Genomic DNA, 7,941 nt, shown 5'->3' with positions numbered 1-7,941 from the left:
TCCTTCAAGAAAATCATATCGCCATTTGGGAGGAAGCCAAAGAGTTTCTGACAATTCGAGACAACGATGTGCATACCTTACACTCCTATCAGTTGGTGAAATTACTCCTTGATTGGCATGCAGAAGCTGATAGAGAGGTGTGCTTGCTAGCGATGATGCTGCACGATACCGGATGGAGCAGAATACCCGAGGATAAGATTTTGAAGGCATTTGGTCCCAATAATCAGTATCCTGAGTTGACCCGTGCGCATGAAGTATATGGGATGGAAATAGCCTCAGGGCTCTTGGAAAAACATGGTTATTCCAAGGAGTTCATTGCCCAAGTGACAGCTATTATCGACGGGCACGACACCACTTCGGAAGCCAGGTCTTTGGAAGATTCCCTTGTGAAGGATGCCGATAAATTGTGGAGGTATACCCCTCATGGTGTCACTACCATCGGGAAGTGGTTTGAAATTGGAAGAGCGGAGGTTTTAGATATTTTGGATGGACACGTACTACCCAAACTGTTGACTCCCTATGGAAAATGGTTGGCCAAATCCTTCTTAGAAGTGTCATACACAGAACTGAATGCAGGTACATTAATCAAGCAGTAATGGATTTAAATTTTAAAGGAAAAACGGTCATCATCACAGGAGCAGCTATAGGACTGGGCAAAGCATTTGCAGAAGCCTTTGTCCAAAAAGGAGCTCAGGTGGCCATTTGCGATATCAATTTACAAGCAGCCCAAGAAACTGCTCTGGAACTGGGTGCCTCTGCCTTGGCCTATGCCATGGATGTGAGCAATGCCGCACAGGTAGATGAAGTGGTAGCAGCCATTCATAAAGACTTCGGATCCATCGATATCTTGGTCAACAATGCAGCCATGTACGGAAATCTGAGCCGTGCACCTTTCTATGAAATTTCAGAAAAGGAATGGGACAAGGTCATGCAAGTCAATATCAAAGGACCTTGGTTGCTTGCAAAAGCATGCTTTCCCTACATGAAGGAAAATGGCGGTAAAATAGTGAATATCAGTTCTGCCACCTTTATGTCAGGTTCGCCTAATTGGTCCCATTATGTGAGTTCCAAAGGTGCAGTTATTGGACTCACCCGAACGCTTGCCAAAGAATGCGGACCATTCAATATCAATGTCAATGCGGTAGCACCAGGGTTTACCTTGACGGAAGCCAGTCTTTCCATCATGGAAAATGCCGCTACCTATGGAGTAGATAGGGGCAGCATCAAAAGAAGTTCAAGCTCCGAAGACATCGTGGGGACAGTTTTGTTCCTCAGCAGTGCCTTATCCGATTATGTGACTGGGCAAACTATCGTCGTCGACGGAGGAAAACAATTCATTTAACAATAAAATCATAGCCACATGGAAACCATCACCGAACAGAAATTTCAGTTTAACCCCTATAGTCCAATCATGGACGCCGACCCTTTTCCTTTCTACAAAACGCTACGCGATCAATATCCTTGCTTTTGGTCGGATGATGTGAATATGTGGATTTTGTCCCGCTACGATGATATCAAACGTGCTGGAGTAGAGTGGGAAACATTCTCTTCCAGTGAAGGAAATTTGGTGGATGAACTTCCAGGAAGATCTGGTTCAACCCTGGGAACTACTGATCCTCCTCGTCATGATCGCTTGCGCAAGCTTATCCAATCAGCCTTTGCTAAAAATAATTTGATGCACCTGATGGATCCTACCAAGGAGTTGGTTACAGAGGTCTTGGACAAGGTGCTGGAAATGGGTTCGTTTGACTTTGTGCAAGACTTTTCCAGTCAAATTACGGTGGGAACCCTATTTGCCATGATGGGCTTGCCCGATGAGGACCATCACGAGGTTCGTAGAAATGTGATTTTGTCCATTCAGTCAGATCAAGAAACCAGACAAAAAGGACCAGAGCATATCGGTGGCTTTAAGTTTTTGACCAACTATGTGGAAGATATCGTGCGTCAGCGAAGAGCAGACCCGAAGGATGATTTGATTTCCAGATTGATTTTGGCGGAGATCGACGGAGATAAATTGGAAGAGGCGGAAATCATCATGACTTCTGCCACCATCATCTTAGCGGGAGTAGAATCGCTTTCCAGTTTCTTATCCATGATGGCTTACAACATGGCCACCTTCCCCGATGCCCGTAGGAGAATAGCTGCCGATGCCAGCTTGATGCCAAAAGCTATCGAGGAAACCCTTCGCTTCAATACCTCAGCACAGCGCTTCAAGCGGGTATTGACCAAGGATTTGGAGATGCATGGTCAGCAAATGAAAAAAGGAGATTTTGTGATGCTTTGTTACGGATCTGCTAATAGAGATGAGCGCTTTTTCAGGAATCCGGACGTATATGATTTGGAACGAAATACAAGAGGACATTTAGGTTTCGGAGGCGGTGTTCATTTGTGCCTGGGCAATATGTTTGCCCGGATGATTACCACAATCGCCATGGGTGAATTTTTCACCAGAATACCTGAATATTACATCAGCACGGAACAGTTGGATTGGAATCCATCCACCACTTTCCGCTCACCGGTTAAGTTACCCTTGACCATTGGAAAATAAACACATTTAAATTTTATCAATATGCCACAGATTACTTACATCGATTCAGACGGAAACAAGCACCAAGTAGAATTGCCTTTGGGCGCTACTATTATGGAAGGTGCAGTTCAAAACGACATTAAAGGAATTATCGCCGAGTGCGGAGGTTCCTGCATGTGCGCCACTTGTCATTGCTACATCGGCGAGGAATACCTCGACAAACTCCCTGAAATGGAAGAAGAGGAAGACGAAATGTTGGAGGGGGCAGTAGCTCCGAGAACAGAAAGAAGCCGCTTGGGTTGTCAGGTTCGCATAAGCAATGCCTTGGATGGTTTGGTCGTAGAAATTCCTCAAGAACAATAAGCACATCAGTGGAGGTAGAAGGAAATCCTACTACCTCTGCTTTTCCCCAATATACCACTCAATTCCATTCCCATGAAGAAAAATGTCATCATCATCGGTGCCGGCCATGCAGGCATACAGGCTGCTGCTTCCCTTCGCGAAGAGGGTTTTGAAGGGTCCATCTGTATTTTTTCAGAAGATGCTGATTTTCCCTATCAAAAACCACCGCTATCCAAAGGCTATTTGGATGGTTCCCAGCAAAAGAACAGCATCATGTTTCGCTCTGAAGCTTGGTATGAAAACAATCAAGTGGAGTTAAAATTGGGAGAGCTTGTGGACAAAGTAGATGTTTCACAAAATACAGTGTATGCAACTTCAGGGGTTTATACATTTGACTTCTTGGTATTTGCCACGGGTGCTTACAATAGAGCGTTACCGATTCCCGTCACAGGAGAAGACCAACCGCTGTACCTGCGGACCATGAATGATTCTGATTACTTAAAGGTTGCCCTCGATCAGGAGAATGTCCAGGATATTTTGGTGATCGGTGGAGGCTTTATCGGATTGGAAATCGCTGCCTATGCGGCCAAATCCGGGAAAAAAGTAACTGTTGTGGAGTATCAGCCACGCCTGATGCAGCGGGTACTTCCGCCCATGTTAAGTGAGCATTTTGCAGCCAAACATAAAGCCTATGGAGTGGATCTTCGGATGGGGGTAGGGGTGCAAGCCCTGAATCAGGACTCTAGATGGAACGCTTCTTTGAGCACTGGAGAAACGGTTGCCGCAGACCAAGTAGTTGTCGGTATTGGTGTGCTCCCGTCCCAGAATTTAGCTGAACAAGCGGGTATTAAATGTAGCAATGGTATTGAGGTCAATGAATATTGTGAGACCTCTGCGGCTGGAATTTATGCCATCGGCGACTGTGCCTTGCATCCCAATCCATTTGCGGGTGGAGGAATGGTTCGTCTGGAATCTGTTCAAAATGCAGTAGATCAGGCAAAAGCCATCGCATCTACCATTTGTGGGAAACCGATGAGCTACCATCAGGTGCCTTGGTTTTGGACACACCAATACAACCTCAAATTGCAAATGGCCGGTTTATCCGAAGGCTATGACCAACTCATCGTCCGAGGAGATGTGGAAGGGGATAAGTTTTCGGTCTTCTATTTCAAGAATAACCAATTGATAGCAGTAGATTCTATCAACAAACCCGCAGATCATTTGCAGGCCAGAAAATGGATTCAGGCTTCTTACACGCCTGACGTACAAAAGTTAGCGGACGATTCCATCAAATTAAACGAGTGTTGATATGCAAGCGGTTCGGATACATGATACCACCATTCACTACGCATACAACAAAGGGGAGAAAAACCTTTGCTTGGTGTTTATCAATTCCTTGGGTACGGACTTTCGCATTTGGGATGCCGTGATTGATGGCTTGGGTACCGAATTTGGAACACTCAGGTTTGACAAAAGGGGTCATGGGTTAAGTAGTTTAGGAGCTGTTGAAAAAGGCAGTATTTCTAGCTATGCCGATGATGTGATAGGCCTATGTGAAGTCTTGGATTTGGATAAAATCGTTCTGGTCGGACTGTCCATTGGTGGCTTGATCAGCTTGGATATCTACCAACGTTATCCCGACAAAATTGCAGGAATCGTCTTTATGGATACCGCTCCAAAGATTGGGACGGCAGAAGCTTGGAACAATCGTATTCAAGCCATTTCCACGAAAGGAATGAAAGCGGTAGCTCCTTCGATATTGACTAATTGGTTTTCACCAAGTTTTCAGAAGCAACAGACAGCAGCATTTGCCTTGTATCAAGCCATGTTGGAACGGGCGGATGTTTTGGGTTATCGGATTGCCTGTGAAGTAATTCGGGATGCGGATTATACTGAAACCGCTCAAGGTATTGCTATTCCGGTAATCTGTATGGTAGGCGAAGAGGATAAGTCCACTCCTGTTGCATTGGTTCAAGGCTTTGCCCAATTGATGAACTGCTCCTTGATTACAATTCCCAATGCAGGGCATTTGCCTTGCGTAGATAGCCCCAAGCGGACTACGGTCATTTTACAAGATTTTATTTCAGCACTATGAATCCAACAGATAAGTACCAAAAGGGCATGCAAACCCGCAAATCAGTCTTAGGAGAAGCCCACGTTGCCAAAGCGGAGGCTGCAAAAACTTCCTTTGATGAAGGATTCCAGCAATTTATTACGGAATCCGCTTGGGGTACTGTCTGGTCTTCTGAGCATTTGACCAAGCGGGAACGCAGCATGATTACCATAGCGCTCTTGGCAGGTCTTGGACATGAAGAGGAATTGATACTGCATTTCAAAGCAACCCAGCAAACAGGTGCAAGCCTGGAAGATATTCAAGAAGTATTGATGCATGTGGCCATTTATGCAGGTGTGCCAGCTGCCAATACTGCCTTTAGAATAGCCAAACAAGTCTTTAACCTTTAACAGTACGCATATGGATACTACACAAAACCAACGCGATTGGACAAGCCATCCACCCTTGATAGCTCCAGGCTATAAATCCACCATTTTCAGAGGACCTTCTCAAAACCTGATTACCGTACCCGAATTGATGAAACCGAGTTCCGGACCCATCTTCGGTTTGGAGTCTGTGGCTCCCCTTGATCATGATTTGACCAAGAATGGCATCAAAAACGGTGAACCGCTTGGAGAACGTATTGTAGTCAGTGGAAGGGTGTTGAATCAACATGGACAGCCACTGAAAAATACGCTTATTGAAGTATGGCAGGCCAATGCAGCGGGAAGGTATGTACACAAGCGTGACCAACACCATGCCCCTTTGGACCCCAATTTCTTTGGTGCAGGGAGATGCGTGACCAATGAAGAAGGCATTTTTAAGTTTTACACCATCAAGCCAGGTGCCTACCCTTGGGGAAATCATCCCAATGCCTGGAGACCTAATCACATTCATTTCAGTGTATTCGGACCCAATATCGGTACGCGCTTAGTAACCCAGATGTATTTTCCAGGAGATCCCTTGTTGGATTACGATCCCATTTACTTGGCTGTTCCAGAAAAAGCACGTGAGCGCTTGATTTCAAGCTTTGACATGGGCTTGACAGAAGAAGGTTTTGCCTTGGGTTACCAATTTGACATTGTATTGAGAGGACATCATTCAACCCCTTTTGAAAATGAATAAGCTAGGACAAACCCCATCACAGACAGTAGGCCCCTATTTTGCCTATGGTCTGACACCAGAGCAATATAAATTTGACCATACAAGTTTGGCTACTCCCGTTTTGCTTGATGCTAGGAAGAACTCTCAGGATGCCATCATTCTCCGAGGAAAGGTGTATGACCTCCATGGAGAGGCTGTGGATGATGCGATGATTGAAATCTGGCAAGTGGACCAAGAAGGTAAATTCCAGATCAAACCCCATCAAGGCTTTTTCTCCATCGGAAGGATGGGTACAGGTACCATAGAAGGAAACTGGTTTGAATTTACCACTTGCATTCCAGCAGCGGAAAAGCAAGGTCAGGCACCTGCCATTCACATGATTGTTTTTATGCGAGGGCTGTTGAGTCATGTGTATACCCGTGTGTATTTCGAGGATTTCAAGGAATTAAATCAGGAAGACCCTTATTTGAAGTTAGTTACCGAAGAAAGAAGAAGTACTTTGATTGCCCAAAAGGTACAGGAGAGCCCTGTTACAATATATGAGTTCAATCTGCATATGCAGGGCGAAAATGAAACGGTGTTTTTTGATTATTGATATGCAAGCTAAGATACAAACATTGCAAGAGGCTATTGCCACCCATCTCTTTGATGGGGCAACGGTAGCTATGGAGGGATTTACACATCTGATTCCCTTTGCCGCAGGCCATGAGATTATCCGTCAGGGATTCAAAAATCTGGAATTGGTTCGGATGACTCCGGATATGATTTATGATCAGCTGATTGGGGCAGGGTGTGTTCGCAAATTAAGATTCTCCTGGGGAGGAAACCCGGGGGTGGGATCTTTGTACCGCTTGCGGGAAGCTATTGAAAAAGGCTACCCTCAACCCTTGGAAGTTGATGAACATTCTCATGCGGCCATGGCAGCAGCTTATGCAGCCGGAGCATCAGGTATGCCATGTGCCATTTTCAAAGGATATTATGGAGCGGATTTGGAGAAAGTCAATCCTTCTATCAAAACCTTAGCCTGTCCATTTACTGGAGAACGATTGGTGGCAGTACCAGCCATTCGACCTGATGTTACCATCATCCATGCCCAAAAAGCCTCCAAAAAAGGGGACGTTTCCTTGGAAGGAATTGTGGGCGTTCAAAAGGAGGCTGTCCTTGCTGCCAAAGCTGCCATTGTGACCGTGGAGGAAATCGTAGATGAGTTACAGCCTTCAAGCCCGAATGCCGTGATTTTGCCTTCCTGGACTGTCAGCGCTGTAGTACATGTACCCGGTGGTGCCAAACCCAGTTATGCCCATGGATATTATAGCCGAGATAACAAAGCGTACATGGATTGGGAAGCGATTTCCAAAGACCGAGAGAGATTTAATGAGTGGCTTCAGGAATTAAAATCAACAGACTATGCAGTATAATTCAACAGAATTGATGACCGTGGTGGCATCCCGGATATTAAAAAATTCCGATGTATGCTTTGTTGGAATTGGCTTGCCATCTTCAGCCTGTAATTTAGCCAGACTTACCCACGCACCAGATATCACCTTGATTTACGAATCCGGTACTATTCAAACCAATCCAGACGTATTGCCACTTTCCATAGGGGATGGAGAACTGTGTGAAACAGCCTTGACCACCGTATCTGTACCCGAGATGTTTAGCTATTGGTTGCAGGGTGGGAGGATTACCGTAGGATTCCTAGGAGGGGCTCAAATTGATAAGTTTGGCAACATCAACACCACCGTTGTAGGGGATTATCACAAACCCAAGGTTCGGCTTCCCGGTGGAGGAGGTGCTCCCGAAATTGCTGCATTTTGTCATACCATTTATGTGATTATGAAGCAATCCCCTCGCGCTTTTGTGGAAAAAGTGGATTTTATCACCTCTTTTGGCCATGGAGATGGTCCCGGTCAGC

The 7,941-nt window shown here is 45.5% G+C and carries 11 protein-coding genes; all 11 read left to right on the top strand.

All coding sequences use genetic code 11. The features are described 5' to 3' along the window. On the top strand, positions 1 to 596 hold a 596-nt coding region (locus tag QZT73_RS03095), incomplete at its 5' end, for an HD domain-containing protein (RefSeq protein WP_291786571.1). Next, positions 596 to 1,342 carry an SDR family oxidoreductase gene (locus QZT73_RS03090; RefSeq protein WP_291786569.1) on the top strand — a complete coding sequence of 249 codons (747 nt, stop codon included), beginning with the start codon at positions 596 to 598 and terminating at the stop codon, positions 1,340 to 1,342. The genes QZT73_RS03095 and QZT73_RS03090, both read left to right, overlap by 1 nt. 18 nt (positions 1,343 to 1,360) lie before the next feature. Further along, the gene (locus QZT73_RS03085) at positions 1,361 to 2,548 is read left to right on the top strand and encodes a cytochrome P450 (protein ID WP_291786566.1); all 1,188 of its coding nucleotides are present in this window, start codon (positions 1,361 to 1,363) and stop codon (positions 2,546 to 2,548) included. 21 nt (positions 2,549 to 2,569) lie between these two features. Then, entirely contained in the window at positions 2,570 to 2,890 is a 321-nt protein-coding gene (locus tag QZT73_RS03080; protein WP_189580163.1) for a 2Fe-2S iron-sulfur cluster-binding protein, read from the top strand. 72 nt (positions 2,891 to 2,962) lie between these two features. Next, complete coding sequence (locus QZT73_RS03075) at positions 2,963 to 4,177, top strand: FAD-dependent oxidoreductase (RefSeq protein WP_291786565.1); 1,215 nt, start codon at positions 2,963 to 2,965, stop codon at positions 4,175 to 4,177. Between the two features lies 1 nt (position 4,178). After that, a complete protein-coding gene (locus tag QZT73_RS03070; protein ID WP_291786563.1) occupies positions 4,179 to 4,964 on the top strand; it encodes an alpha/beta fold hydrolase in 786 nt (261 codons plus the stop codon). Then, a complete protein-coding gene (gene pcaC / locus QZT73_RS03065) occupies positions 4,961 to 5,332 on the top strand; it encodes a 4-carboxymuconolactone decarboxylase (protein ID WP_189580157.1) in 372 nt (123 codons plus the stop codon). Before QZT73_RS03070 ends, pcaC begins: the two co-directional genes overlap by 4 nt. 10 nt (positions 5,333 to 5,342) lie before the next feature. Continuing rightward, positions 5,343 to 6,047 carry a protocatechuate 3,4-dioxygenase subunit beta gene (gene pcaH / locus QZT73_RS03060; protein ID WP_291786562.1) on the top strand — a complete coding sequence of 235 codons (705 nt, stop codon included), beginning with the start codon at positions 5,343 to 5,345 and terminating at the stop codon, positions 6,045 to 6,047. Beyond that, entirely contained in the window at positions 6,040 to 6,621 is a 582-nt protein-coding gene (gene pcaG / locus QZT73_RS03055; RefSeq protein ID WP_291786561.1) for a protocatechuate 3,4-dioxygenase subunit alpha, read from the top strand. Before pcaH ends, pcaG begins: the two co-directional genes overlap by 8 nt. A gap of 1 nt (position 6,622) precedes the next feature. Then, positions 6,623 to 7,444, top strand: a complete 822-nt coding sequence (locus QZT73_RS03050) for a CoA transferase subunit A (RefSeq protein WP_189580148.1) — start codon at positions 6,623 to 6,625, stop codon at positions 7,442 to 7,444. Then, the coding region (locus QZT73_RS03045; RefSeq protein ID WP_291786558.1) for a CoA-transferase at positions 7,434 to 7,941 on the top strand (508 nt) is incomplete at its 3' end. The genes QZT73_RS03050 and QZT73_RS03045, both read left to right, overlap by 11 nt.

Origin of the sequence: Cecembia sp., from assembly GCF_007126775.1 — a bacterium.
Classification (GTDB): domain Bacteria; phylum Bacteroidota; class Bacteroidia; order Cytophagales; family Cyclobacteriaceae; genus Cecembia.
This window is presented reverse-complemented; position numbering and strand designations above follow the sequence as displayed.